The following is a 24,839-nucleotide window of genomic DNA, read 5'->3' on the forward strand; positions in this document are numbered from 1 at the left end:
TTGTTTATTTACTGGCGGCTACGGAAAGTGGTCCACAAACGGGTGCGCTGACGCATGTCCTTGAGGCTCATGCTGCGGTCGGCGTACAACCGCTCGCGCACATCGGCGAGGGGGTAAATGTCGGGATCGCTGCGTACTGCCTCATCCACCAGCGGTGTGGCGGCCTGGTTGGCCGTGGCAAAGAACAGCGTGTTGGTCAGCGCCGCCACGGATTCGGGACGCAACATGAACTCGATAAAGGCGCGGGCGGCTTCGGGGTGCGGCGCGTCCTTGGGGATGGCCAGGTTGTCCTGCCAGACCAGCGTGCCTTCCTTGGGAATCCGGTACGCCACTTCATACGGTTTGTTGGCCTTGCGCGCCTGATCGGCGGCCATGCTCGCGTCACCGTTGTAGGTCAAGGCCAGGCAGACGCTGCCGTTGGCCAGGTCGTTAATTTGCCGGCCACTGGCGACGTACAGCACATTCGGCTGCAACTGATGCAATAACGCCTCGGCGGCTGACAGATCAGACTTGTCGGTGCTGTAGGGATCTTTACCGAGGTAGTGCAGCGCCAGGCCGATCACTTCCTGCGGCGAATCGATGATCGCCACGCCGCAATCTTTCAGCTTGCTGGCGTATTCTGGTTTGAACAGCAAGTCGAGGCTGTTGAGCGGCACATCCGGCAAGCGCTTTTTCACCGCCTCCACATTCATCCCGAGTCCGAGCGTGCCCCAGGTGTACGGCACGCCGTAGCGGTTGCCGGGATCGACCGCGGCGAGTTTTTCCAGCAAATCCGGATCGAGGTTGGCGTAGCCCTTGAGGCCTTCGTGGGGAATAGCCTTCAACGCACCGGCTGCCAAACCCCGCGCCAGCACGCTGGACGACGGCACCACCACGTCATATCCGCTGCCGCCGGTGAGCAACTTGGTTTCCAGGACTTCCGAGGAATCGAACGTGTCGTAGCGCACGTGAATGCCGGTTTCCTGCTCGAAGCGCTGCAAGGTTTCCGGGGCCACGTAATCGGCCCAACTGTAAAGATTGACGACCTTCTCCTCGGCATGGGCCGACACGGAGGCGGCAAGGAACAGCGCGGGTAAACACAGCTTGAATAGAGGAGCCATGACGAACACCTGACCAGAGGAAGTGGCCCCAGCATGCGTCGTCGGATACATTGGAAAAATACCAAGTCAGTTACCCTGACTTTATTGCGGAGTAATGTTTGATGCTCGGCCAGCTTCACGATGTGGATCTGCAATTGCTGCGCCTGTTCGTCAGCGTGGTGGAATGCGGTGGTTTCAGCGCAGCCCAGGGTGAACTGGGCCTGAGCCAGTCGAGCATCAGCCAGCAAATGGCCAGGCTTGAAACCCGGCTCGGCTATCGGCTGTGCAGTCGCGGCAAGGGTGGATTCAGGATCACCCCCAAAGGTGAACAACTGTTGGCCGCGACACGCGGACTGTTCGAATCCATTGAAGCGTTCCGTCATCAATCCAATGGCGTGGCCGGTCGGCTGATCGGCGAGGTGCGCCTGGGGCTGTCCGAAGCCGTGGATCAATCGGTGCTGCAACGGGTGGCCGAGGCGATCCGGCGCTTTCGCGAACGCGATGAGTCGGTGCGCATCGAACTGATCAGCGCCATGCCCGGCGAGATGGAGCGCTTGCTGCTGCAACAACGGCTGGACCTGGCGATCGGCTATTTCTCACAGGTGCAGAGCGCGTTTGACTACCGCGAACTGTTCACGGAAACCCAGCACTTGTATTGCGCCGCCGGCCATCCGCTGTTCACCGACGAGGCGCCGGACGATCAAGCGTTGCAGGCGTGCGACCGGGTGGATCACCCTTACCGTTTTTTGCGCAGCGACGAACCCTTTCAGGGCAAACGGTGCTCGGCGCGCTCGGAACAGGTCGAAGGCACCCTCGCCTTCATTCTGTCCGGCAAGCATGTCGGTTACCTGCCCAGCCACTTTGCCCGCAGTTGGGAAGACAAAGGATTGCTCAGGGCCGTGCGCCGCAGCGACATGAGTTTCGACGTGGCATTCCATCTGGCCCGCCACCGTGCGCAGGTGCCGGGGGATGCGCAGAAAGCCTTTGAAGAGGATTTGCTCGCCGCGTTCACCTGAAGAACACCGCAAATCCCCTGTAGGAGCGAGCCTGCTCGCGAAGCGGTGTTTCAGTCGACATTTGTATCGTCTGACTCACCGCTTCGCGAGCAGGCTCGCTCCCACAAGGGTTTTGTGTAAGTCGATGAATTTTCTGGCATCCTGCGCCTCCATTTTCTGACCCGGCCCGCCTTTCGGCACGCAAACCACCATGACCGCCTCTGAAAAAGCCCCTGCCCCGCGCCACAACGACCTGATCTACGGCCTCGACGACCGCCCGCATCTGACCGCCACCGTCTTCGCCGCCCTGCAACACGTACTCGCCAGCTTCGTCGGCATCATCACCCCGACCCTGATCATGGGCAGCGCCCTCGGCCTGCAAAGCGAAATCCCCTATCTGATCAGCATGGCGCTGTTTGTCTCGGGGCTGGGCACCTTCGTCCAGGCGCGCAAGTTCGGCCCGATCGGTTCCGGTTTGCTGTGTCTGCAAGGCACCAGTTTCTCGTTCATCAGTGTGATCCTCAGCGCCGGTTTCATGGTCAAGGCCCGCGGCGGCGGCACTGATGAAATCCTTTCGACAATCTTTGGCGTGTGCTTTTTCGCCGCGTTCATCGAAGTGGTGTTGAGCCAGTTCATCGGCAAATTGCGGATGCTGATCACGCCGGTGGTAACCGGGACGATCATCACGTTGATGGGGCTGTCGCTGATCAAAGTCGCCATGACCGACATCGCCGGCGGCTTCGGCGCGACGGATCTCGGCGCCGCCAGTCATCTGGCGTTGGCTGCGTTGGTGCTGGGCACCATCGTGGTGCTGAACCGTGTTGATGTGCCGTTCCTGCGCCTGGGCGCCATCGTGATCGGCCTGACCCTCGGTTATCTCGTGGCGTGGCTCATGGGCCACGTGGATTTCGGCAGCATGCCCGACGTACCGCTGATGAGCGTGCCGGTGCCGTTCAAGTACGGTTTCAACTTCGACTGGGTGGCGTTCGTGCCGGTGGCGGTGATTTTCCTCGTGTCGCCGCTGGAGGCTGCCGGTGACCTGACGGCCAACTCGATGATTTCCCGGCAGCCGGTCAAAGGCCCGATCTACATTCGCCGGATCAAATCCGGCCTGCTCGCCGACGGTCTCAACTCGGCCATGGCGGCGGTGTTCAACAGCATGCCGATGGTGACCTTCGCGCAGAACAACGGCGTGATTCAACTGACCGGCGTGGCCAGCCGCTACGTGGCGTTTTTCATTGCCGGCCTGCTGGTGGTGCTGGGGCTGTTCCCGATGATCGGTGCGGTGCTGCAACTGATGCCGAAACCGGTGCTCGGCGGCGCTGAACTGGTGATGTTCGGCACCGTTGCAGTGGCCGGGATCAAGATCCTCGCCGAAGCCGGCCTGCATCGTCGCAACATGCTGATCGTGGCGATTTCCCTCGGCATGGGCCTGGGTGTGGCGGCCGTGCCGGAGGTGTTGCGCGAGTTGCCCAAGGCGCTGCATAACATCTTTGAATCGCCGATTACCGTCGGCGCGTTGTGCGCTATCGTGCTGAACATCTTCCTGCCTGAGGAATTCATCGAGCTGGAAGAAGACGATTTCGATCCGGAAGCCTCGATCCTCCAGGTCATGGAAAACCCGGATGTCCCGGCCAAAGGTTAACCCGCCACTCTGTAGGAGCCGGCTTGCCGGCGATGGCGGCCGTGAGACTTGCGTTGATTATTCGGCCGCCATCGCCAGCAAGCTGGCTCCTACAGGGGGTGGTGTGTCAGAGGAAGCGGACACCGGGTTTGGCGCGCTCATCCACGGTCAACTCAAACACATCCGGGCGCGCGTAGTGGCCGACGACGTCGTAGTCGTAACGCGCGCGGATCAGGTCTTCGGTGTCGATTTCGGCGGTGAGCAGGCCGCGCTCACCGCGCAGCGGCCCGGCCAGAATGTCGCCCATTGGGCCAACGATTACGCTGCCGCCGGCAATCAACGGTCGGTCCGCCGGCCAGTTGGCGATCTCTACGCCCAGCGCTTGCGGCGAGTCCTGAACCTGACAGGCACTGACCACAAAGCAGCGCCCTTCGTGGGCGATATGGCGCATGCTCACCTGCCACATTTCCCGCTCGTCTACCGTGGGTGCGCACCACACCTCCACACCTTTGGCGTACATGGCGGTGCGCAGCAGCGGCATCATGTTTTCCCAGCACACCACCGCGCCGATCCGCCCGACCTGGCTGTCGATCACCGGTAACGTCGAGCCATCACCCTTGCCCCAGATCAGCCGTTCGGTGCCCGTGGGCATCAGTTTTCGGTGTTTGGCGACCAGTCCGGCCTGCGGATCGAAATACAACGCGGTGCAATACAAGGTGCTGCCGGCGCGCTCAATGACGCCAATCACCAGATTGGCCCCGGTGCGCGCCGACAACCCGGCCAGCGCTTCGGTTTCTACGCCCGGGACGTCGATGGCGTTGGCGAAATACCGGGCAAATGCTTCTCGACCTTCCGGCAGTCGATAACCCAGTTGCGTGCCGAACCCCTCGCCTTTCGGGTAACCACCGAGCAACGCTTCGGGCATGACCACCAGCGCCGCGCCGGCTTCAAGGATGGCGTTTTCGTAAGAGAGGATTTGCTCCAGGGTCTCGGCCTTGCCGCCGGGCAGTGCGCCGATTTGCAGTGCAGCAACGATTGACTTGGGCATTGCAGTAACTCCATTCGAATCGGGTGTTGCTCATTCTCAGGCGCTACCGGATCATGAATAAAGCCCCGTTCGCTGCTGAATGATATGAACACCATGAATATCGCCACCGTCGATCTCAACCTGCTCAAAGTCTTCGAAGCCTTGCATGAAGAGTCCAGCGCCAGCCGTGCAGCGTTGCGTCTGGGCGTCACGCAGTCGGCGGTCAGCGCGGCGTTGCGCCGACTGCGCGAGGTGTATGGCGATCAGTTGTTTGTGCGCACCGGCCGAGGCCTGGCGCCGACGCTCAAGGCCAATCAGTTGAAACCGGTGGTCAGCGACGCGCTGAACAAATGCCGACAAAGCCTGGCGATGGTCGATCCGGCCGCCCATCACTACGAAGGCCGCTCGGTCACGGTGGGCATGTCGGATGATTTCGAAATTGCCTACGGCCGCCGCTTGATCGAAGAGATCGACCGTTGCGCGCCGAAGTTACGGCTGATCTTCCGCCAGACCCACAGCCAGATCGTCGCCCACGCGTTGATGGAGCGCAGTATCGACCTGGCGATCACGGCCGGCGGGTTTGCCGAACGGTTGCTGAGTCGTCAGGTGCTGGGGGAAGGCGATTATCTGTGTCTGGTTGACCCGACGAGTCTGGCCGCGGGACAACAAACCATCGACCTTGAGGAGTTCGTCACCCGTGAACATATTCTGGTGTCATCGGGTGGTTTTATCGGGATCACCGACGAAGGATTGGCCGCGTTGGGCCTGAGCCGGCGGGTATGCGCTTCGACCACGCATTTCGCGGCGTTGCCGCATCTGCTCAAGGGCAGTCAGGCGGTGGCGACCATCCCGGCACATGCCGCCCGAAGCATCGCCGCACTCAGCGGGTTGACGTTGCTGCCCTGCCCGTTGGCATTGCCGCGTTACCCGATCGAACTGGGCTGGCGTACCAGCACGCAGCTCGATCCGGTGGTGTTGAAAGTGCGTGAGGCAATTGTCGCGATTTTTGCGTGAAGCCGGCCTTATTTGGCCGCCATCAACCGATTGACTTCACTGCGCACCATGTTGGCGAATTCCGGAGGCGACATGCCGTCGAGTTCGGAACGGACCCATTCGGCCCATTTGCCTTTGCGCTTGGCGCGTTCGCCAAACAAGCGTGCGGCCTCGCCTTTGGCTTTGCCCAGGTTGTTCTGCCAGAGTTCGAACAGACGGGATTTCTCGTCTTCAAGCGCTGCGCGCTCGGCAAGGGGTTTGTCGGCCAGATTGAAGCTCATGGGGAGTTACCTGCTGCGTAAATAGGCGACATCTTACACTGTAGGAAGAAATGTCCTGCGCAGGATTTTTCTACAGTAGGGCCTGCGCAGGTAAAATCGCTGCAACTTTTTCAATCGCCGCAGACTCCATTGTTCACTGCCCACTCACCTGCAAGGAGTATCCCAATGGCTCGGAAAACCGCCGCACAAGCCGCCGAAGACCAAATCAAGGATCAAGCGTTCAGCGAGCTTCAGGCGCTGATCGAAGAGTCGGAAAAATTGCTGAAAAGCAGTGCCTCGCTGGTCGGTGAGGAAGCGGACACGCTCCGTGGGCAAATCGCCCAGAAACTCCAGCAGGCGCGAGACTCGGTGACCCGTGTTCGTGACCGGACCTTGCCCGCAGTCGAAGCGACAGAGACCTATATCGGTGGTCATCCGTGGCAAACCGTGGCGATTTCCGCCGGTTTCGGTTTGGTTGTCGGGTTGTTGCTGGGCCGACGCTAACCGGCCGCGCCTTTGTCACGCTGACGTTGGCTAAACGCAATTTAATGTAGGAGCCGGCTTGCTGGCGATAGCGATCTCAAGGACGCCATCGCCAGCAAGCCGGCTCCTACACAGTCCGTGTTTCGACGTTAGAGTTCGGCCAACTCGGTTTCGAATTTAGAGACCAGCTAGTTCGCGCAGATTCGCCAGCGTATCCGCATCCAGCTGAATACCATCAGCGTTGGACTTGGCGCGCTGATGATGGCGGCGATCACCCGGCAACCGTTTGAGCCCCACACCGTGCATCTGCCGCACCAGTTCCTGGCTGCGCTCGGCAAAACTCTGCCCGGCGGCCTTGCTCGGATCGATCACGATCAACAGTTGGCCGGTCCATGGCGTCTTGGCACCAGGGTGGTTTTTCCAGTCGAATTCGAAGGAGAAATTGCCGCCGGTCAACGCCGCCGCCAACAGCTCCACCATCATCGACAACGCCGAACCTTTATGGCCGCCAAACGGCAGCAATGCCCCACCCTCCAGAATCGCTTTCGGGTCCTGGGTTGGCTGACCGAGGCCGTCCACGCCCATGCCCGCGGGCAAGCGCTCACCCTTGCGTGCGGCGATCTGCACATCGCCATGGGCGATGGCGCTGGTGGCCAGGTCGAAGACAATCGGATCGCCGTCCGCACGCGGGGCGGCGAAGGCAATCGGGTTGGTACCGAACAGCGGGCGATCGGCACCGTGCGGCACCACGCAGGTCATGCTATTGACCACGCTCAACGCCACCAGCCCTTCATAGGCGAACGGCTCGACGTCCGGCCACAACGCCGCGAAGTGATGGGAATTGCGAATCGCCAACACCGCGATCCCGGCGCTGCGGGCCTTCTCTACCAGCAAGGCACGTGCAGCGGCGAGCGCCGGTTGGGCGAAGCCATTGCCGGCGTCGACCCGGACAAAACCCGAGGCCACATCTTCAACCACCGGCACGGCCTGGCCATTGACCCAGCCGCTTTTCAGCGTTGATACGTAACCGGGAATGCGGAACACGCCATGACTGTGGGCGCCATCACGTTCGGCACCGGCGCAGTTGAGGGCCAGTGCCCTGGCGACTTCGGCGGAGGTGCCGTGACGAACGAAAATGCGTTCGAGCAAAAGGACGAGAGAATCAAAATCCAGGGTTGAGTTGGCCGAACTGACTGCCATTTCAGGCGAAGCGGTCATCTGAAGCTCCAGTGTTATTTTTAGAGGCGGGCGACAGGTCGATTAAGCGCTTTTTTACCGGCTTCCTGTCAAGTCTCTCGCGCAAGCAATATGTACCGCACCCCGCCTTTTCCCGCCCCCTATTGTTGCCCCTCGACCCAACGATCTGCGCTGAACACCGCCGCAGTCCATCGAGGAAATATCATGACGACACCTGCACTGCCGTATTTTTTTGACGAAGCCTTGTCTGCATCCACTGCCGCGCTACTTGGCGAACGGGAAACCGAGCTAGGCTTTACCCTGGACGATCTGGACTGGCTGAACACGGTTTATAAGCCGACCCAGGCAGCCCGCAAAGCCCATGAAAAACCGATGCAGGCCTTCCAACTGCTGCTGTCTTTGCCCGCAAAGGCCGGCATTCCATTGGCCGGTGCCTTTGCCATGAGCCGGCCCAATAATGGCGCGGTCACGCTCTTCACACCGTGCAAAGGCCTGGTCAAATTCGCGGGCATGGCCGACCTCAAAAGCAAACTCAAAGAATGGTTGGCGCAGGCCACTGAAAAAAGTGAGCTGTTGCGCTTCCACTCCATCGAACAACGCCTGCCCTTGGCCGCCGCCGCTGCACTCGATATTTCCACTCAGGAAATCGAAGGCGCGGTATTCGAAGACCAGGAACTCACGCTCAAGCAACAGCAGGAACAAAACCTCAAGGCGATGGCGGACGAGTTGGTCAAGATGCCCACCTTGCAATCAATGCTGGACGAGGTCCTCAAGCACGCGTTGTCCAAGCCATTCCCCAAACTGGACCAGCGGCTGACGCGGCTGAACAGTTTTGTCAGTACGGGTTCTGCGTTTGATCAACGTGGAACGCCCCATGGGATTGCAACGATGTCACTGAGCGAGGCCCTCCTGCATTTTTACCTGACGAATCAGTGGCCGACGGGGGCCTCCAGGGTGTTTACCCATCCCGAGCACGCCACCGGCAGCAATGCCGACAACCAGACCTGGGAAAGCGCGGTAAAAAAAATCGCGCAAGGTTTTACGCCTCACCTGCACAGCCTGCTCGAGACCTTCTGGGACTCGCTCATGAGCAATGGCTTGTCGCGCCGGGCTTTTTTCACCGAGGGCCTGCAAGACACTTTTCACGCAAGGCTGTTAAACCAGCACCAGCAGGGCACTTTGACGACAGAGCAATACCTGCGACTGATGAATGTCAGCCTCCCCCCGGCCACGGTCGATCCCCTTCGCATCGAAAAAGTGCGGTTCACCGCCCCCTTCAAACAATTCGCAGAGCTTGCCTCGACCTTGATGATCGGCGGCGCGAACACGCTGGGTTTCCTGTACAGCCCGTCCCGCGGCATCGAGGCCACAAGCAACCTGCCAGCAGTGAAAAAAATCGCCCTGCAAATGCTCAACAGCGCAGAGCATGAAGACACGCTGCTCAAGTTCATGTCATTGAACGAACGCTGCACGTTTCTTGGACTGGTACTGAACGATCGGGTGATCGTCGGTGAACCCATCGTCGGCCCGGTGTTTGCAGGCGTGATGACTGACATCATTGATAAACAACGGCAAAACCTCAGCCATGCCTTGAGCCGTTACCGTGAAAGCGAAGGCACGCTGGACCCTCATGCCTTGCTCGACAATGCCCTGGACGTCCGGGCATTGATCGATCCCCGCTTGCTGCTGCCTGAAGCCGTGGGACGCTGGAGCACTCGACCGGACCATGGCGTGAATGCGCGGCCGGCCACCGTGCGCGCCGAGTCGGCCAAACAGGAGCTGTCGCTGCTGAGCTCGGTCGAACAGGCGCTTGATCAAGTCCTTGAAAAACACCCGGTCATTCCCACAACAACCCGCACGTTCACCGCGGCGCAAAGCCTCGTCAGTTCATCATTGGCAGGTTTGAAATCGAGTTTTACCCACACACTGTCAACTGCACTGCGCAGTGAATTGAAGCTTCGCGCCGTCTCACGCACCCTGGGTGCGGCGGAACAAGCGATCATCAAAACCGTGCTCGATACGCCTACAAGCGCGGACCGAGCAGCATTGAACGGCTTTTTACCGGAGGTCTTTTCCCTGGCGTTGAAGGCCGGCACCGCGGCAACCCCACTGAAACTGGCCAGCTGTTTTGTCCTGACTGAACGGGGCGGCCTGGATCCGCTGCACTCGGGCAAGGCCATTCTGTGGACGCCGGCACTGGGATTTGAAGCCTTCAAGGCACTGACGCCGCTAAAGGAAGAGCTCGAACGACGCCTTAAAGACAAGAATCATCGTTCCATGCTTCTGGAAAACCTTGGCCGTAGCGAGCGATTGCCAGACAGGGCCTACACACTGGCGCCGCTGCAACAGGTCCATGGGCATTTTCTCGACAATGTGCAAAGGCCCTTTGTTGATCTGGACCAGACCTTCGTCACCCGCGCGCTGACCACCCCGCTCTCCCCCGCGCCGCTGGCCAGTCTGCTGAACCTGGTGGCCCTGCGTGAGCCGATGACCGGGCTAAGTCGCGCGAGCGACATTGCCCAGTCCCTGATCACCCAGCAAAAACTGCCGGCCTGGCTGGCCAAGGCGCCGATCAACGACTTGATCCTGCATGGCGAACTGCTTCAGCAATATCTGCACAACGTCAAAGACGACGAGGACTACCTCACCGGCATCCGATCATTGAAGAAAACTACCCACCATGAACTGGAAAAACAACTCAAGGCCGACACGTTCAACATCAATCCGGACAAGGTCCAGGTCGAGATCAGCGCCAGCCCCTGGTCCGCGTCCAGCAAACAGACCCTGACCGATTTTGCGCTGGCTCACCTCAAGGACCTGGACACTGTCTCGCTCAAACTGACGTCGCTGGACACCACGGTCATTCCGGAGGGCATGGACGAACGCTACATCAAAGACCTGATACGCAACCTGAAACCGGGTGAACATCAGCAGAAAATACTCAGCGCGGCCCTCGCAGACACCGAGGCAAACGCGATTCGCAGGCAACGTTTTTACACGCAACTGCCCTGGCAACTGATGCACCACGCTCACACGGAAAAACTGCAGGAGCGCCTGAGCGAAACCGGGTTCGATCTGATCCGCCAGGTCATGGACATGCCAGACGCCATCGCCCGTGCAGCCGTCGATGGCGCCCACGCGATCATCCGGCCCCTGGAGTTCCTCGGTGTCAGGAGCGGACAAACCGTCAAAGTACCGGGCGTCTACCTGATCGGTTCATCGGCCGACAGCACGGCGCCGCAGGTGCTTGTCGCCCCTCACAGTCCACGGCACGGGATCAAGGAATACCAAAGCGAAACCCAGCTGCTGGCAGAACTGAAGACCCGCGGCGCACTGCTCGACTGGGTGCTCATGAACCTGCCGCAACCCGAGCGGATCTTGCTCGAAACCCGAATGGCAACGCGCAGCAACCGGGCTACAAGAGCCGCACCTGTGGCCACGGGCAATGCCGATACCGAAGTCACGCTGGCGTCCAACCCGATCAAGGGGCACCTGTTCGGGCACTTGTTCCATGAAAATGCCGCGTTGTTGGGTCGGTTGCTCGGTTGTCAGTCCGATAACCAAAAGCAGAGTGCATGGGCAACCATCAAGCACGTTCTGGGCGAGGACCTGCACGAGGCGTATTCATTTTTCATGGGCAAGCTCGCCTACCCCGTCACGGTGTACCACAGCTACCTTGACATCAAACAATCCGCCGAAGACCTGCAAACGCACAAATGGGGTGCGGCCCTCAGAGAATTCATCAGCGGCATTGCTCAACTCGCTTCGTTGCGCCAATCGCTGGACACTCACGCACCGCCGACTTCCACGCCAGCCGAACCGCCACCGGAAAAAACCGATGCCCGCTGCAAATGGCAGGACATCAAGGTGACCGCCCCCGAGCGCACAGGCTTGAAGCGTCATGAAAGCCTCCACATCGACCTGGATTCGCTCAAGCCCGACTCAACGCCCGGGCTCTACGCGCACCCGACGACCAAACAACTTTACGGGCCGGTGGAAGGCAAAGTGTTTCCGGTGACCAAACGCGGCACCCACTGGCGTATTGCCGACTCAAAGGCGCTAGGCCCTTACCTACGGCAAAACGAATCGAAACAATGGGTGCTCGACCGGGATGCACCGAAGCCGCAGTTCGGCCTTCTCCGTCGGCTGGATACTCTGGCAGCGGCTTGGGAGGGCATGAACATCGACGCCCATGGAATGCGACAGATACGACGTTTTTACCCGCACAAGGCTCGGCAGATCGACCAGGCGCTTGACCAGGCAACGAGCTATGCCTGGAACAGCTTTCGAAACCTGCAGTTGCTGAAGAACACCAACGACACGGACACCCCCGTGCATCAACTCATCAAGCGTTTCATTGAAGTGCCTGAGGTGTTGCCGGAGCATGTCGAGAAACTGGAAAAAGTCGTGGGCGACATGTTTACCGCGTTGTTGGACCCTACGCTCAGAAAGGCCAGGTCCGATCGTTTTGTCGTCGGCCGGGTAAACGCTGGCGCCGACAGTACATTCGGCCTCACCATCCCGAATGACACCGAGAAGAAAATCTATCTGGCAGAAAAATTCTTCGATCCCGGTTTCGAGCATTACCGCCAATATCTTACCGACACGGCCTTCCCGATCCACACGCATGCCCGGGCGATAACGCTCCTGCATGAGCTTTCACACCTTGTTTGTAATACCGAGGACATTTCCTACCTTGACCCTGGCAGACCTTTCACCGACCTGATCGGCACGGCCAGCGCGACCGCCACTGATCTCAAGAATGCATTGACCGATGCTCAGGACACCGCACTGTCGATCAAGACACCTTACACACAATTGTTCATGACCCAGGATGCCGACACCGGCGTGTGGGAAGACCCGGGAAGTACGACTTATGAAAACACTGACCGGGTAAAAGCCCAACTTTTGACGTTGACCGGTGCAGAAAACCTGAGCGGTGCTCGCGAGACCTTCAAAAGGAACTCACTGACCCGGCTGGCGGTACAACTTGGAAATGCCGACAGCGTGGCCTGGTTAATCAGTCATCTCGGCCGCGAGTTACACGTCAATACACCTTGAGTCCAGAAAATAAACAGCCGTTTGATGGGTAAATGCCATGACGGCTGTTCTCGCAGACTGCCCTCAAGGTTAGAATGCAGGAAATCAGGATGAGTCAATGACCGACACCCCTCTCTCGCAAGCCCAATATGACGCCATCACCGATGCCGCTGCGCACTGGTGCATGCGTTTGCACGCCACCGACTGCACGGCTGAGGAACGGCAAGCATTCGAACAGTGGCTTGACGCTGATCCACTGCATGCGTTCGAGTACGAGGCCATGCTGGAGATTTGGGATGTCGCGGGAGATTTGCCTCGTCCCGAAGCCGTCATGCCCGTCGCTCGCCTCCAACCCACAACGCCTTGGCGCACGTTCGGCATCGCTGCCGCCGTGTGTGCCCTGGCGCTGCCACTGGCGGCTTTTAGCGGGTGGAACCTGGGCTGGATTCCCAACTCGTACCAGCATTTCGAAGCCAGCAATACGGTCCGTCAGGTCACATTGAGCGATGGCACCCAGGTCGAACTGAACCTTGGCACCGAGCTGACCTACAGCAATTACAAGGATCAGCGCCGCGTCAGCCTGGAAAAAGGCGAAGCCTTCTTCAAAGTCAGCCACGACGCGAACCACCCGTTTATCGTTCGGGCGGCGGAAGGCAGAATCCGGGTCACCGGCACCCAGTTCAATGTCTGGATGTACGAGGATCAGGTGCGCGTCAACCTGATCGAAGGTTCGGTTCTGGTCAGCAGCAACAATGACCTGCCAGGTGATGGCCTGCGGCTTGAGCCGTCGATGCAGGCGCGCTACAAACACGGCGACTTCACGCCGCAAATCAGCCAGACCTACGCCAACGACAGCTCGCTGGCCTGGCGTCACGGCAAACTGGTGCTCGATAACCTGGCGTTGTCCGAAGCCCTGCCATTGATCAATCGTTACCTGAACACCCCGGTGATGGTCGCCGACAGCAGCACCGGCTCAATCCGCCTCGGTGGCATCTACAACATCAAGGAACTCAACAGCCTTGTGGCGACGCTGCCCAAGGTGTTGCCGGTCTACCTGACCCGCAACAAGGAAGGCAATCCGGTCCTCAATTCCATGCCGCAGCAACCGCCTAAAAGCTGAAGGCCGCAACCCTTGCGGGGTGCGGCCTTCTTTCTGAACGCAAACTCTGTTCGATTTACTGTTTGGCTACCTTCGCGGCTTTTTCATCCTGCTCGCGTATTGTCTGTGTCTGGTACTGCGGGTCCGAAGTGATCTGCTGTTCGGTGAACGGCAACACACTCAACTGTTTCTTCGAGAAGGCCAACGTCTGGTCATTGGCGTGCTTTGAGGCCGGGTCGCTGGACAACGAAAACGCCAACAGCCCTTTGGCCTGCGGTCCCTTGTCGTCGAACGTCACCACTTGCAAATAGCTGGTGCCACTGACCACTTCGCGTTTGCCGTCGGTTCTCGGCACGCTCTGAATCGCGTTATACACGCCCAGGGTGCCCGGTCCGCCGTGAATCGGCGTCTGCTGGCCACCGCTGCTGACCACCTGGATATCGCCCCAGCGGCTGTCCGTCTTGAGCCCCGATGTGTTGACCGATTCCACCGACGCCAGCATCGCCTCGCGCACAGCCTTGGCAACTTCCACCCGCTCGACCGCCAGGCCGCGAGGCGTGTGTTGCGGGTCTTTCGGGTCAAACACCACACGCCAGACATCGGGCGCTTCCTGTAGCGCTTCCATGACATTCTGGAAATGTACGAATCCCACGCCGCTGTCCAGGTTCGCGCTGCGGTCCCAGGCTTTCAGACTGGCACACAGCGGCGTGAGCGTCGGCGCATCGGCGCCCAGGTCTTCAGCGCAGAATTTCAACAAATCAGGCATCACTTGAGTCGCCTGGTACACCTGATCGTCCATCACCATCTGTTGCAGATCGGTCGCGGCAATCGGGCCAGTCTTGTTCAGTGTGGCCAGGCGATCCAGGGCAAAACGTGAGCGCAGGCCCAACGGCTGGCTGTCCTGGCTGATCAGTGGCGAGAAACCGGTGAGCGGTTGTGCCGGGTTGGCCATCCACGCCGAATCGTTGGAGTGCTGCACAAAGTCCTTGCGCAGCAACTGCGGTAATGTGTCCGAGGCATAAATGCCTTTTTGCGCCGCCGCCGGGTCGATGTCCCATGCACAAGCGCTGTTGGAACCGTCGAGCACGATCATCTGCAACCCGGCCCGTGGATCGCTGCACGCGGCCAGTTTGTCGACACTGACGTTCGGCACCACCGACAGGTTCATGTACAGCGTCTGCCCCTGATCGTCCGCCGCCAGGGTGTTGACCCACGGGATGCCCTGGATCTTGTGAACCGATGCCTGCAATTCCTTGAGGCTGACCGCACGATTCATCGCGTACCACTGCTGCAACACCCGGTCGTTATCGAGGTTGGCATCGCGCAGGCTGTAGGCGAACTGGTTATCCCAGTCCAGTTTTCCCGGCCATTGCACGATTGGGCCGAATTGCGAGCTGTAGATCACGCGAGAGACCGCCCGGGTCTGTCCGTCAGGCTGTTTCACCTTAACGGTCACGGTCTGCTGCTTCATCGGCAGCGATTTGCCGTCGAGCAAATAGCGGGTCGGGTCCTTCGGATCGAGTTGCAGGCGATACAGGGTGAAATGCTTGGACGAGTCCACGGTGTGGGTCCAGGCCAGGTGTTGGTTGAAGCCGATGTTGATCATCGGCAGACCGGGCAGCGCGGCGCCCATCACATCGAGTTTACCGGGGATGGTCAGGTGCATCTGGTAGAAGCGCATCCCGCCGACCCACGGAAAATGCGGGTTGGCCAACAACATGCCACGGCCATTGAAGGAGCGTTCACTGCCCACCGCGACTGCGTTGCTGCCGCGATCCAGCGCGAAGCGTTGAATGCGCGCAGCGGCTAGCTGGAACTGCGCCGAGGCCTGCGTATTCTGCGCGACCGCTTTGGGCGGCGTGGCACCGGCCAGCGCTTCGGCAAACTGCCCGACGCCGCCTTCGACCAACAGCCGCCGGGTCAACTTGACCAGGTCCTGCGCGGTGATGTCCCGCACCCATTCGCCCTGGCATTGCTGCGGCAAACCTTGTGCGCGACGTTCCGCCAGCGAGCGGTTGTAACCCGCCACATACCCTTCAATGAGGTCGCGGACTTCCGGGGTCTGCGCCTGCCAGAACGCAGCGACGGCTTGCGGCCTATTCAACCAGTTGAAAAACACATCGCTGACCTGATTTTCGCGCTCTTCGACCGTGAACTGCTCCGGGCCGAAATAACGTGAACGCTCGCCGTTCACCGTGGTGATCTCATTGGCCAGCAGGCACAGATTGTCCTGCGCGTACGCGTAGCCGATGCCGTAGCCGAGGCCACGTTCGTTGTCGGCACGAATATGCGGCACGCCGAAGCTGGTCCGGCGGATATCGGCCGTCGCCGAAGCATCCGGCTGGCTGCGCGCGTGTGCCGCAAGACTCAAGCCCACCAACACGGCGGCAAGGCTCAATCGGGTTAACTGCCTGGTAATAATCACACTCGCTCCTGATGCCTTTATCCTGTAGGAGCGAGCCTGCTCGCGATGGACGTCAGGTCGGCGCGTTCATCCAGGAAATACGCGCAATCGTTAACGTCCATCGCGAGCAGGCTCGCTCCTACAGGAACGAAATCCATGACAAAAATTTAGGCCGCCGGAGGGCGTTTCTGCGGGGGTTTACAAGCTTCTGACGTGATGGCAACAAAATTTCTACATCTGATCCTTCATGATTTGGGTGGCTCGTACGTCTTATTGAGTAAGAGCACCCAACACATCTTTCCGGTTCAGGCTCTGAAAAGGAGATTTTGCATGTACAACTCGCAACTGCCAACGGACGGTAGCGCTGCGCCAATGGGCACTTCCATGGGCTCGGGCCTGTTCAATCCGCGTACTGAACGACACAGCAACGAACGGATCCGGGTACTGCTCAAGAGCTTCGGCCTTCGCACCAGCCTGATCCGCCTGAAAGTCATCGACGCCTTGCTGACCGCCGCCGAAAGCGATCGCAGCCTGGGTGTGCGCGGCGTCCACAGTCACCTGCTGGACCTGGATATTCCGCTGTCCTTTCTCAGTGTGCGCGAAGTGTTGAAACGCTTGTGCAGCGAAGGCGTGATCACCCTGAACCCGGACAAAAGCTACAGCTTGCACCCACAGGCGTTCGCCGCATTGCACGGCGAATAACCTGCCCGTGGTGCGTCGCTCAGGGCTTGACCTTGCGACGCATCACGCCATTGATCACCACCACGATCACCGCCACGCCAATAGCGATGTACTGGAACAGTTTTTCGCTGATGACCCCGGCATTCTGCAAATACGAAAGGCCAAACATGATCCCCAGCACCACCAGGGAGATCAGAATCGAGTATTTCAAACGTTGCGACTGGGTCATTGCCCTTTTCCTTAAACAAAAAGCTAAAACGTAAGGCGAACCTGAAAATGTATCGGGTTTGTATCCGAATGCATGCCAAGCCACTACCGTTTTCCGGGGATGGGGCGCTGCAAACGGGGTCTCATGTTACAGCCGATGAAGCCTTTTGGCTTCATAGCGGCGATAACCATGAGGATTTTGAAATGTTCCGTCGAATCACACTGCTGATTCCCCTGCTGGCCATACTTTCCCTGAGCGGCTGCATTATTTTCCCCCACGGCGGATGGCACGGCGGCCACCATTACGACGGCCGTGGCGGACCGGGTTACTACCAACACCGTTAGGATTTTTCAGCGGCCTGAATGCTCTTTGACAAAGCCATTTCCCGGCTGCGCGCAAAGCTCAACCATCCAGTCGACAAACACCCGTACCCGCCGCGACAGCTGACGGTGAGGAGGATAGAGCGCCGCCAACGGCATCCCCGGTGGCGGCACCTCCCTCAGCACCTCGACCAGATTGCCCTCCTTCAATTGCCTGGCTACGTGATAGTACGGGGTCTGGACCAATCCATACCCCGCCTCACACGCCGCCAGATAACCGTCGGCACTGTTGACCGCCACATGTTTGGACAGATTGATCGGTTGTATCTGGCCATCGACCACAAACTCCAGTCCGAAACGTTTGCCGCTGTGGCTGGAAACGTACTCCACCATTTCATGCCCCTCCAGATCGGCCAGGCACTGCGGCGTCCCGTGGCGTTGCAGATAACCGGGGCTGGCGCAGGTGACCTGATCCAGCATGACCAGCGGTCGCGCCACCAGAGAGTCGTCCAGTGACGAACCGCCCCGGAGCACGCAATCGACGCCTTCGCGAATCAGGTCCACGGGCCGGTCATTCAAACCGATTTCCAGCTCGATCAAGGGATAACGGGCCGTGAACTGCGGCAAGGCCGGGATCACGATCAGTCGCCCCACCCCTGCGGGCATGTCCACGCGCAACAAACCTTTGGGGTTTTGACGCGCGGCGGAGAACACCGCTTCGGTTTCCTCCAGATCCGCCAGCAAACGCACGCAACGCGGGTAATACGCTGCCCCGTCGAGCGTCAGGCTGATCTGCCGCGTGGTGCGTTGCAGCAACTGCACGCCCAGATGCGCCTCAAGCTGTTTGATCAGAATGGTCACCGAGGCGCGGGGCAATTGCAGGCTGTCTGCCGCTTTGGCAAAGCCTCCCAGCTCGACGATCCGGGTGAATACGCGCATGGCGTTGAATCGATCCATTGTGCAGTCGTACCGGCTGATTATTTAGAAATTACTAATAGTGATAGCAGTTTTAGCTGGTTTATCTGGATTCTGTCGAGGTTAACAATGGGATTCACATTCACAGGGAGCTGATTTCATGCAAACACGTCAATTGGGTAAAAACGGTCCGCAGGTCAGCGCGATCGGTCTGGGCTGCATGGGCATGACCGATTTCTACACCACCGGCACGGACACCCGGGAAGCCACGGCCACCCTGCATCGTGCGCTGGAACTGGGCATCAACCTGCTCGACACCGCCGACATGTACGGCCCGCACACCAACGAAGAACTGATCGGCAAAGCCATCGCCGGCAAGCGTGATCAAGTGTTTCTGGCAAGCAAGTTCGGCATCGTCCGCGATCCGGCGAACCCGTCCGCCCGAGGGGTCGACGGACGCCCGGAATACATCCGCGCCTCTATCGATGGCACCCTCAAGCGGCTCGGCGTCGAAACCCTCGACTTGTACTACCAGCACCGCATCGACCCGCAAGTGGCCATCGAGGAAACCGTCGGCGCCATGGCCGAACTGGTCAAGGCCGGCAAGGTGCGTTACCTGGGCTTGAGCGAAGCCTCGGCCACAACGCTGGAGCGGGCGCACCAGGTTCATCCGATCAGCGCGCTGCAAAGCGAATATTCGTTATGGAGCCGGGATCAGGAAGACAACGGCTGCCTGGCCGCGTGCCAGCGACTGGGCATTGCCTTTGTCCCTTACAGCCCGCTGGGTCGGGGCTTTCTGACGGGCGCACTGAAAAGCCCGGACGACTTTGCGGCAGACGACTACCGTCGGTTCAGCCCGCGTTTTCAGGGTGACAACTTCGCGAAAAACCTGCTGCTGGTGCGGCAAGTGCAGGACCTGGCGGCGGAAAAAGGCGTGACGGCGGGTCAACTCGCATTGGCGTGGGTGCTGGCCCAGGGTGATTACGTGATCCCGATCCCCGGGACCAAACAGCGTAAATACCTGGAAGAAAACGTGGCAGCGCTGGAAATCAAACTTGGCCGCGAAGAGTTGCACGCGCTGGAAGCGATCTTCCCGGCGAATGCCACCGCCGGCTTGCGTTACCCGGAAGAAATCCTGAAGTTGCTCGACCGTTAACCTGCGTCCGGCCCGTTCAATTGCCTGAACGGGCCGGCGCAATCCCGCCGTCCGTCACCTCCCTCCGTTCTTGTACGATCGTACCTAAAGCTCAACTTGAGCCAGCCGATAGCCCTTTGAAGCGTCCAGTTTCATACCGATACCCACAATAAGATCGCTGCTCAAAAGGACCCGGCCCCATGCCCGCATTCCGCACTATTCAGGCTCGCTACACGCTGTTTCTGGTCCTGTTCATTCTGCTGCTGTCCATTCTCACCGTGGTTGGCATCAGCCAACTGGTCGCGCCAAAGCTGCGCCACACCGAAGAACAAGTCGCGCTCAATCGCATCGCCGAAGTCGCCGAACAAATCCAGGGCGAACTGAACAAGGTTCAGGCGCAACAGCGCAGTATCACCCAGACCATCCCCTTGCTCGACAGCGCCGCCATCGACACGGTCCTGCCGGGGCTGGTCGATCAGTACGGCGAACTGAAAGTCTTCGGTGGCGGCATCTGGCCCCTGCCCGGCCAGCGTGAAGCAGGGCGCAACAAGTTCAGCACGTTCTGGCATCGTGATGCCTCGGGCAAACTGGCGGTCAATACCTTCTGGAACAGCGACGCCGCGCCTAACTATTACGACCAGAGCTGGTACAAGGGCGGCATGCAAACCCCACGCGGGCAATGCGCCTGGGCAGCGGCCTATAAAGATGACGCCAGCGCCGAGCCGCGCACCAACTGCGCCATGGCGATCCAGAAAAACGGCGCCGCCTACGGCGTGTCGACCATCGACGTGACCCTGGGTTTTTTCAACGAGCTGGTGGCGCGCAAGGAAAAAGACCTCGGTGCCGAAATGCTCATCGTCGAGGCCGACGGCAAGATCATCAGCAACAGCTCACGCATCAGCGGACCGATCGTACTGAAGAACATCAGCGAACTGGCCGGCAACTCACCTTTCGCCAGCCAGGTGAAGGCCGGCCTGCAAAACCGTGATCAGGCGCAGCGCGTCGAGTTCGACAACAAAGGCGAAGCCAGCACCTTCTTCATGCGCCCTATCGAAGGCACGCCGTGGTTCCTCGCCACCGCCCTGCCGACCAAGCTGATCACCGCCCAGCGCGACGATGTGCTCAGCACACTGAGCCTGCTGCAAATCCCGATGGTGATCCTGCTGGTGCTGCTGCAAATCTATGCGATCCGCCAACTGATCCAGCGCATGAAAGCCCTGAAGGCCAATATCGACGCACTGTCCGCCGGTGACGCCGACCTGACCAAACGCATCACCATTCGTGCCGAAGACGAGCTGGGCGCCATTGGCCACTCGGTCAACGCGTTCATCGCTTACCTGCAAAACATGATCGGCGAAGTCACCCAGGCCACGGGCGCCATGGCCTCCAGCCTCGACAACCTGCAACGCACCTCTGCGCATACCAGCCAGATTCTGGTGCGCCACGCTTCGGAAACCGATCAGACCGTCACCGCCATTACCGAAATGAGTTCGACTGCCGAAAGCGTGGCGCAGAACGCGGCTGAAACCGCTGCTTTCACTCAACGCGCCAACGAAAACGCCGACCGTTCGCGGGTCGTGGTGGGCGAAGCGTCCAGCAGTGTGATTGCGTTGATCGACGAAGTGGCCAGCGCCACCCATAAAGTCGAAAGCATGCAGCAAGACGCCCAGCGCATCACCGAAATCCTCGGGGTGATCGGCGCCATCGCCGGCCAGACCAACCTGCTGGCCCTTAACGCGGCCATTGAAGCGGCGCGTGCCGGCGAGCAAGGTCGCGGTTTTGCGGTGGTGGCCGACGAAGTCCGCGCCCTCGCCGCCCGCACCCAGGCCAGCACCTCGGAAATCAACGAGATGCTCACCCGCCTGACCCAAGGCGTCAGTTCGTCGGTCAGCGCCATGGAAAACACCCAGGCCAGCTGCCAGTCAGCGGCCGATGCCACGGCGCGGGTCAACACCGGGCTGGACGAAATGGCCGGTTCCGTCAGCCACATCAACAGCCTCAGCACCCAGATCGCCACCGCCGCCGAACAGCAAAGTGCGGTGACGGAGGAGATCAACCGCAGCATGGTGCAGATCCGCCACATGGTGGATGAACTGGTGAAAAGCGGTCAGGCCAGTGAGCTCAATACCCGGCAGTTGCTGGAAGCCAATAGCCGCGTGAGTGCGATTATGGGGCGGTTCAAAGTCCGCTGATTGGCTGAAGGCTTTTGTGTGCATATCCATTGTTTTGGTGATGGCTGATATGGGTTTCGCCCTTACGGCGAGTCACTTGGAAGAGCCCCAAGTAACCAAGGGCTCTTGCCCCTTTCGTTCGGTGCCTCGCCTAGGCTCGGCATGCCCTCGCTCCGGTCCTGCTCCGTGGGCCCGCCGCCATCGGCCATCCATGGCCGGGGGCGGCTAACCCGGCATCCATGCCGGGTTACCCACTACGCAGAACCTCCACTCGGCCTCTCGAGGGGGCGTGCACCTCAAGATCAAAAGCTGAAGGCGAGCTAACGCTCGGCCTGATGAGTGGTGAGAAGCAAAAGCAAACGCGATTCCCTGTAGGAGCGAGGCTTGCCCGCGAAAAACGACCGGACAACGCGTTCATTCAGACAGCCCGCGTTATCGTTGGCGTCCATCGCCAGCAAGCTGGCTCCTACAAGGGAAATGCATATGCATTTGGATAAATACGATCAACTGTAGGAGCCGGCTTGCCGGCGAAAAACGTCTAGGCGACGCGTTCATTCAGACAGCCCGCGTTATCGTTGACGTCCATCGCCAGCAAGCTGGCTCCTACAAGGGAAATGCACATGCGTTTGGATAAATACGATCAACTGTAGGAGCCGGCTTGCTGCGGGCGGCGTTCCGACGATGGCATCCGTCCAGTCAACCAATATGCTGGATGACCCACCGCCATCGCCAGCAAGCCGGCTCCTACAAGGATTGGCGTTTGCTTTTGATCTTCACCACTCATCAGGCCGAGCGTTAGCTCGCCTTCAGCTCTTGATCTTGAGGTACACGCCCCCTCGAGAGGCCGAGCGCAGGTTCTGCGCAGTGGGCAACCCGGCATGGATGCCGGGTTAGCCGCGCACGGCCAGGGATGGCCGATCGCGGCGGGCCCACGGAGCAGGACCGGAGCGAGGGCATGGCGAGCCTTAGCGAGCCACCGAACGAAAGGGGCAAAAGCGCTTGGTTACTTGGCGCTTCTCCAAGTGACTCGCCGTAAGGGCGAAACCCATATCCGCCATCACCAAACCAATGGATATGTACACCAACCAAACCCCGTGCAACCCAGAATCCCCCACAACCCCAGCATTAATTCGAAACAATCTCGTCGCTCTTAACCGGCTAAAGTAGTCAAAATGCCTCTTTTTTTGACCGCCATCCGAGTCGAGATCCCTCCATGCGAACCCATCTGCGTCTGGTCGCCCTGAGCGCCCTGTTCATTTCGTCCCTGGCCCAGGCCGCCGACCTCATCCCCATCGAGGTTCACCGCGACGCCAACTGCGGCTGCTGCAAAAAGTGGATCAGCCACCTGGAGGCCAATGGCTTCAAGGTCGAGGATCACGTCGAAGCCAACATGAGCGAATTCAAGCAACAGCACGGCGTGCCGCCACGTCTCGCTTCCTGCCACACCGGTTTGATCAACGGCAAATTCGTCGAAGGCCATGTCCCGGCCGATCAGGTGCTGGCCTTGAGCAAGCGTGACGATCTATTGGGCGTGGCCGCACCCGGCATGCCGATGGGTTCGCCCGGCATGGAAATGGACGGCATGAGCGACGCCTATCAGGTGATCGGCCTGAAAAAGGACGGCGCTGACGTGGTGGTGGCGGACTACCCCGCCGCCCATTGATGTCTGCGGCGTACATCGGGCTGTTTTTCGCCGCATTCGGTGCGGCGACCCTGCTGCCGTTGCAGTCCGAAGCGGTCCTGGTGGGGCTGCTGCTCAGCGAGCAGTACTGGCTCTGGTCGCTGCTGGCAGTTGCGACGCTGGGCAATGTGCTCGGCTCGCTGCTGAACTGGTGGTTGGGTCGCGGTATCGAGCGGTTCCGCGACCGGCGCTGGTTTCCGGTCAGCCCACGCCATCTGGACAAGGCCCGCATTCATTATCAGCGCTACGGTCATTGGTCGTTGCTGTTGAGTTGGGTGCCTGTCATCGGTGATCCCCTGACGCTGGTCGCCGGCGTCATGCGCGAACCGCTGGGGCGCTTCCTGCTGATCGTGACACTCGCCAAAGGCGCCCGTTACGGCGTGCTGGCCCTGGCGACTTTGGGCTGGATCGGTTGAACCATCACCCGCCGCGATGGCCTGTGCTTAATGCCGCCCTAATCATTCCGATCCAGCATCGCCGATTTCCTCTGGAGTCCACCCATGCCCCTCGCACGCTCCCGCTGGCTTCCGAGCCTGCTGCTGACCGCCGCACTGCCGGCCATCGCGGCCGACGGCCCGGAATATGGCCCCGAACTGCAAGGCTTCGAATACCCCTATACGCTCAAGCATTTCGCCTTTGAATCCCAGGGCCAGTCCCTGCAAATGGGCTACATGGACGTCGCCGCGCACGGCAAGGCCAACGGGCGCAGCATCGTGCTGATGCATGGCAAGAATTTCTGCGGCGCAACCTGGGACACGTCGATCAAGGCCTTGAGCGACGCCGGTTACCGGGTCATCGCGCCGGACCAGATCGGTTTCTGCACCTCCAGCAAACCGGACAATTATCAGTACAGCTTCCAGCAACTGGCGGCCAACACCCAACAACTGCTCAAAGCCCTCGGCATCCAGAAAGCCAGCCTGCTCGGGCATTCCACGGGCGGCATGCTCGCCACCCGCTATGCGCTGCAATATCCCGAGCAGGTCGAACAACTGGCGATGGTCAACCCAATCGGTCTTGAAGACTGGAAAGCCCTCGGCGTGCCGTATCGCACGGTGGATCAATGGTACGAGCGTGAGCTCAAGGTGACGGCGCAAGGCATTCACGACTATCAGCGCAGCACTTATTACGACGGCCGCTGGAAACCCGAATTCGACCGCTGGGTAGACATGTACGCAGGCATGGCCAAAGGCCCGGGCAAAACCCGGGTGGCGTGGAACTCGGCACTTATTTACGACATGATCTTCACCCAGCCGGTGTACTACGAATTCAAGGACCTGAAGGTGCCGACGCTGCTGCTGATCGGCACTGCCGACTCCACGGCCATCAACAAGGACATCGCCTCACCCGAGGTCAAAGCGAAAATCGGTCACTACGACGTACTCGGCAAACAGGTGGCGAAACTGATTCCTCACTCGACGCTGGTCGAATTCCCCGGCATGGGCCACGCGCCGCAAATGGAAGAACCGGCAAAATTCCACCAGGCCCTGCTCGCCTGGCTGAACAATTCCAACCCCGTTCATTGATGAG

At 59.9% G+C, this 24,839-nt stretch carries 20 protein-coding genes; 13 read left to right on the top strand and 7 right to left on the bottom strand.

The annotated features are described in order from the left end of the window. Positions 1 to 8 precede the first annotated feature (8 nt). Entirely contained in the window at positions 9 to 1,100 is a 1,092-nt protein-coding gene (locus tag J4E42_RS01520) for a polyamine ABC transporter substrate-binding protein (RefSeq protein WP_008036664.1), read from the bottom strand. A 101-nt stretch (positions 1,101 to 1,201) separates the two neighbouring features. Here J4E42_RS01520 and J4E42_RS01525 point away from each other — a divergent pair, with 101 nt between their 5' ends. Both J4E42_RS01525 and J4E42_RS01530 read left to right on the top strand, forming a co-directional pair. Further along, positions 1,202 to 2,095 (top strand): LysR family transcriptional regulator, encoded by an 894-nt coding sequence (locus J4E42_RS01525; RefSeq protein WP_192227090.1) that lies wholly within the window; start codon positions 1,202 to 1,204, stop codon positions 2,093 to 2,095. Between the two features lie 190 nt (positions 2,096 to 2,285). After that, positions 2,286 to 3,719 carry a nucleobase:cation symporter-2 family protein gene (locus J4E42_RS01530; protein ID WP_008036659.1) on the top strand — a complete coding sequence of 478 codons (1,434 nt, stop codon included), beginning with the start codon at positions 2,286 to 2,288 and terminating at the stop codon, positions 3,717 to 3,719. A gap of 106 nt (positions 3,720 to 3,825) precedes the next feature. Here the strand turns inward: J4E42_RS01530 and J4E42_RS01535 are convergent, their stop codons facing one another. After that, complete coding sequence (locus J4E42_RS01535) at positions 3,826 to 4,746, bottom strand: carbon-nitrogen hydrolase family protein (protein ID WP_207284388.1); 921 nt, start codon at positions 4,744 to 4,746, stop codon at positions 3,826 to 3,828. 84 nt (positions 4,747 to 4,830) lie between these two features. Here J4E42_RS01535 and J4E42_RS01540 point away from each other — a divergent pair, with 84 nt between their 5' ends. After that, a complete protein-coding gene (locus J4E42_RS01540) occupies positions 4,831 to 5,739 on the top strand; it encodes a LysR family transcriptional regulator (RefSeq protein ID WP_207284389.1) in 909 nt (302 codons plus the stop codon). Between the two features lie 8 nt (positions 5,740 to 5,747). Here the strand turns inward: J4E42_RS01540 and J4E42_RS01545 are convergent, their stop codons facing one another. Further along, on the bottom strand, positions 5,748 to 5,999 hold the full coding sequence (locus J4E42_RS01545) for a hypothetical protein (protein WP_007937833.1): 252 nt from the start codon (positions 5,997 to 5,999) through the stop codon (positions 5,748 to 5,750). Positions 6,000 to 6,164: 165 nt separating this feature from the next. Between J4E42_RS01545 and J4E42_RS01550 the strand changes: the two genes are divergently transcribed. After that, positions 6,165 to 6,482, top strand: coding sequence for a YqjD family protein (locus J4E42_RS01550; protein ID WP_008029950.1), 318 nt, complete (start codon positions 6,165 to 6,167; stop codon positions 6,480 to 6,482). 156 nt (positions 6,483 to 6,638) lie between these two features. On the opposite strand, the gene J4E42_RS01555 is transcribed toward J4E42_RS01550, so the two are convergent. Beyond that, the gene (locus J4E42_RS01555) at positions 6,639 to 7,679 is read right to left on the bottom strand and encodes an Ldh family oxidoreductase (RefSeq protein ID WP_207284390.1); all 1,041 of its coding nucleotides are present in this window, start codon (positions 7,677 to 7,679) and stop codon (positions 6,639 to 6,641) included. A 183-nt stretch (positions 7,680 to 7,862) separates the two neighbouring features. Between J4E42_RS01555 and J4E42_RS01560 the strand changes: the two genes are divergently transcribed. Both J4E42_RS01560 and J4E42_RS01565 read left to right on the top strand, forming a co-directional pair. Then, the gene (locus J4E42_RS01560) at positions 7,863 to 12,719 is read left to right on the top strand and encodes a dermonecrotic toxin domain-containing protein (protein ID WP_207284391.1); all 4,857 of its coding nucleotides are present in this window, start codon (positions 7,863 to 7,865) and stop codon (positions 12,717 to 12,719) included. Between the two features lie 97 nt (positions 12,720 to 12,816). Next, positions 12,817 to 13,818 carry a FecR family protein gene (locus J4E42_RS01565; protein ID WP_207284392.1) on the top strand — a complete coding sequence of 334 codons (1,002 nt, stop codon included), beginning with the start codon at positions 12,817 to 12,819 and terminating at the stop codon, positions 13,816 to 13,818. Positions 13,819 to 13,873: 55 nt separating this feature from the next. On the opposite strand, the gene J4E42_RS01570 is transcribed toward J4E42_RS01565, so the two are convergent. Beyond that, entirely contained in the window at positions 13,874 to 16,222 is a 2,349-nt protein-coding gene (locus J4E42_RS01570) for an acylase (RefSeq protein ID WP_207284393.1), read from the bottom strand. Between the two features lie 309 nt (positions 16,223 to 16,531). On the opposite strand from J4E42_RS01570, the gene J4E42_RS01575 reads away from it, so the two are divergent. Beyond that, positions 16,532 to 16,903 carry a hypothetical protein gene (locus tag J4E42_RS01575; protein ID WP_008043684.1) on the top strand — a complete coding sequence of 124 codons (372 nt, stop codon included), beginning with the start codon at positions 16,532 to 16,534 and terminating at the stop codon, positions 16,901 to 16,903. A gap of 19 nt (positions 16,904 to 16,922) precedes the next feature. On the opposite strand, the gene J4E42_RS01580 is transcribed toward J4E42_RS01575, so the two are convergent. Further along, complete coding sequence (locus tag J4E42_RS01580; protein ID WP_008024801.1) at positions 16,923 to 17,111, bottom strand: hypothetical protein; 189 nt, start codon at positions 17,109 to 17,111, stop codon at positions 16,923 to 16,925. A 182-nt stretch (positions 17,112 to 17,293) separates the two neighbouring features. On the opposite strand from J4E42_RS01580, the gene J4E42_RS01585 reads away from it, so the two are divergent. Further along, the gene (locus J4E42_RS01585; protein WP_008024803.1) at positions 17,294 to 17,434 is read left to right on the top strand and encodes a hypothetical protein; all 141 of its coding nucleotides are present in this window, start codon (positions 17,294 to 17,296) and stop codon (positions 17,432 to 17,434) included. A 6-nt stretch (positions 17,435 to 17,440) separates the two neighbouring features. Here J4E42_RS01585 and J4E42_RS01590 read toward each other — a convergent pair whose 3' ends face one another. Beyond that, positions 17,441 to 18,367: a LysR family transcriptional regulator gene (locus J4E42_RS01590; RefSeq protein ID WP_207284394.1), complete on the bottom strand. Its 927-nt coding sequence runs from the start codon at positions 18,365 to 18,367 to the stop codon at positions 17,441 to 17,443. Positions 18,368 to 18,485: 118 nt separating this feature from the next. Between J4E42_RS01590 and J4E42_RS01595 the strand changes: the two genes are divergently transcribed. The 5 genes from J4E42_RS01595 to J4E42_RS01615 all read left to right on the top strand — a co-directional run bounded on the left by J4E42_RS01595 (position 18,486) and on the right by J4E42_RS01615 (position 24,835). Further along, positions 18,486 to 19,481 carry an aldo/keto reductase gene (locus J4E42_RS01595; protein ID WP_207284395.1) on the top strand — a complete coding sequence of 332 codons (996 nt, stop codon included), beginning with the start codon at positions 18,486 to 18,488 and terminating at the stop codon, positions 19,479 to 19,481. A 179-nt stretch (positions 19,482 to 19,660) separates the two neighbouring features. After that, positions 19,661 to 21,652: a methyl-accepting chemotaxis protein gene (locus tag J4E42_RS01600; RefSeq protein ID WP_207284396.1), complete on the top strand. Its 1,992-nt coding sequence runs from the start codon at positions 19,661 to 19,663 to the stop codon at positions 21,650 to 21,652. A 1,192-nt stretch (positions 21,653 to 22,844) separates the two neighbouring features. Continuing rightward, the gene (locus J4E42_RS01605) at positions 22,845 to 23,294 is read left to right on the top strand and encodes a DUF411 domain-containing protein (protein WP_008031144.1); all 450 of its coding nucleotides are present in this window, start codon (positions 22,845 to 22,847) and stop codon (positions 23,292 to 23,294) included. Then, a complete protein-coding gene (locus tag J4E42_RS01610) occupies positions 23,294 to 23,728 on the top strand; it encodes a YqaA family protein (RefSeq protein ID WP_192227077.1) in 435 nt (144 codons plus the stop codon). Before J4E42_RS01605 ends, J4E42_RS01610 begins: the two co-directional genes overlap by 1 nt. Positions 23,729 to 23,812: 84 nt before the next feature. After that, on the top strand, positions 23,813 to 24,835 hold the full coding sequence (locus J4E42_RS01615) for an alpha/beta fold hydrolase (protein ID WP_192416248.1): 1,023 nt from the start codon (positions 23,813 to 23,815) through the stop codon (positions 24,833 to 24,835). Positions 24,836 to 24,839: the final 4 nt, after the last annotated feature.

It is taken from the genome of Pseudomonas sp. FW300-N2A2, from assembly GCF_017351735.1.
GTDB lineage: Bacteria > Pseudomonadota > Gammaproteobacteria > Pseudomonadales > Pseudomonadaceae > Aquipseudomonas > Aquipseudomonas migulae.

Coding starts and splice junctions, on each gene's coding strand:
- J4E42_RS01520 (WP_008036664.1), bottom strand. CDS start 1,100: ATGGCTCCTCTATTCAAGCTGTGTTTACCCGCGCTGTTCCTTGCCGCC.
- J4E42_RS01525 (WP_192227090.1), top strand. CDS start 1,202: ATGCTCGGCCAGCTTCACGATGTGGATCTGCAATTGCTGCGCCTGTTC.
- J4E42_RS01530 (WP_008036659.1), top strand. CDS start 2,286: ATGACCGCCTCTGAAAAAGCCCCTGCCCCGCGCCACAACGACCTGATC.
- J4E42_RS01535 (WP_207284388.1), bottom strand. CDS start 4,746: ATGCCCAAGTCAATCGTTGCTGCACTGCAAATCGGCGCACTGCCCGGC.
- J4E42_RS01540 (WP_207284389.1), top strand. CDS start 4,831: ATGAACACCATGAATATCGCCACCGTCGATCTCAACCTGCTCAAAGTC.
- J4E42_RS01545 (WP_007937833.1), bottom strand. CDS start 5,999: ATGAGCTTCAATCTGGCCGACAAACCCCTTGCCGAGCGCGCAGCGCTT.
- J4E42_RS01550 (WP_008029950.1), top strand. CDS start 6,165: ATGGCTCGGAAAACCGCCGCACAAGCCGCCGAAGACCAAATCAAGGAT.
- J4E42_RS01555 (WP_207284390.1), bottom strand. CDS start 7,679: ATGACCGCTTCGCCTGAAATGGCAGTCAGTTCGGCCAACTCAACCCTG.
- J4E42_RS01560 (WP_207284391.1), top strand. CDS start 7,863: ATGACGACACCTGCACTGCCGTATTTTTTTGACGAAGCCTTGTCTGCA.
- J4E42_RS01565 (WP_207284392.1), top strand. CDS start 12,817: ATGACCGACACCCCTCTCTCGCAAGCCCAATATGACGCCATCACCGAT.
- J4E42_RS01575 (WP_008043684.1), top strand. CDS start 16,532: ATGTACAACTCGCAACTGCCAACGGACGGTAGCGCTGCGCCAATGGGC.
- J4E42_RS01580 (WP_008024801.1), bottom strand. CDS start 17,111: ATGACCCAGTCGCAACGTTTGAAATACTCGATTCTGATCTCCCTGGTG.
- J4E42_RS01585 (WP_008024803.1), top strand. CDS start 17,294: ATGTTCCGTCGAATCACACTGCTGATTCCCCTGCTGGCCATACTTTCC.
- J4E42_RS01590 (WP_207284394.1), bottom strand. CDS start 18,367: ATGGATCGATTCAACGCCATGCGCGTATTCACCCGGATCGTCGAGCTG.
- J4E42_RS01595 (WP_207284395.1), top strand. CDS start 18,486: ATGCAAACACGTCAATTGGGTAAAAACGGTCCGCAGGTCAGCGCGATC.
- J4E42_RS01600 (WP_207284396.1), top strand. CDS start 19,661: ATGCCCGCATTCCGCACTATTCAGGCTCGCTACACGCTGTTTCTGGTC.
- J4E42_RS01605 (WP_008031144.1), top strand. CDS start 22,845: ATGCGAACCCATCTGCGTCTGGTCGCCCTGAGCGCCCTGTTCATTTCG.
- J4E42_RS01610 (WP_192227077.1), top strand. CDS start 23,294: ATGTCTGCGGCGTACATCGGGCTGTTTTTCGCCGCATTCGGTGCGGCG.
- J4E42_RS01615 (WP_192416248.1), top strand. CDS start 23,813: ATGCCCCTCGCACGCTCCCGCTGGCTTCCGAGCCTGCTGCTGACCGCC.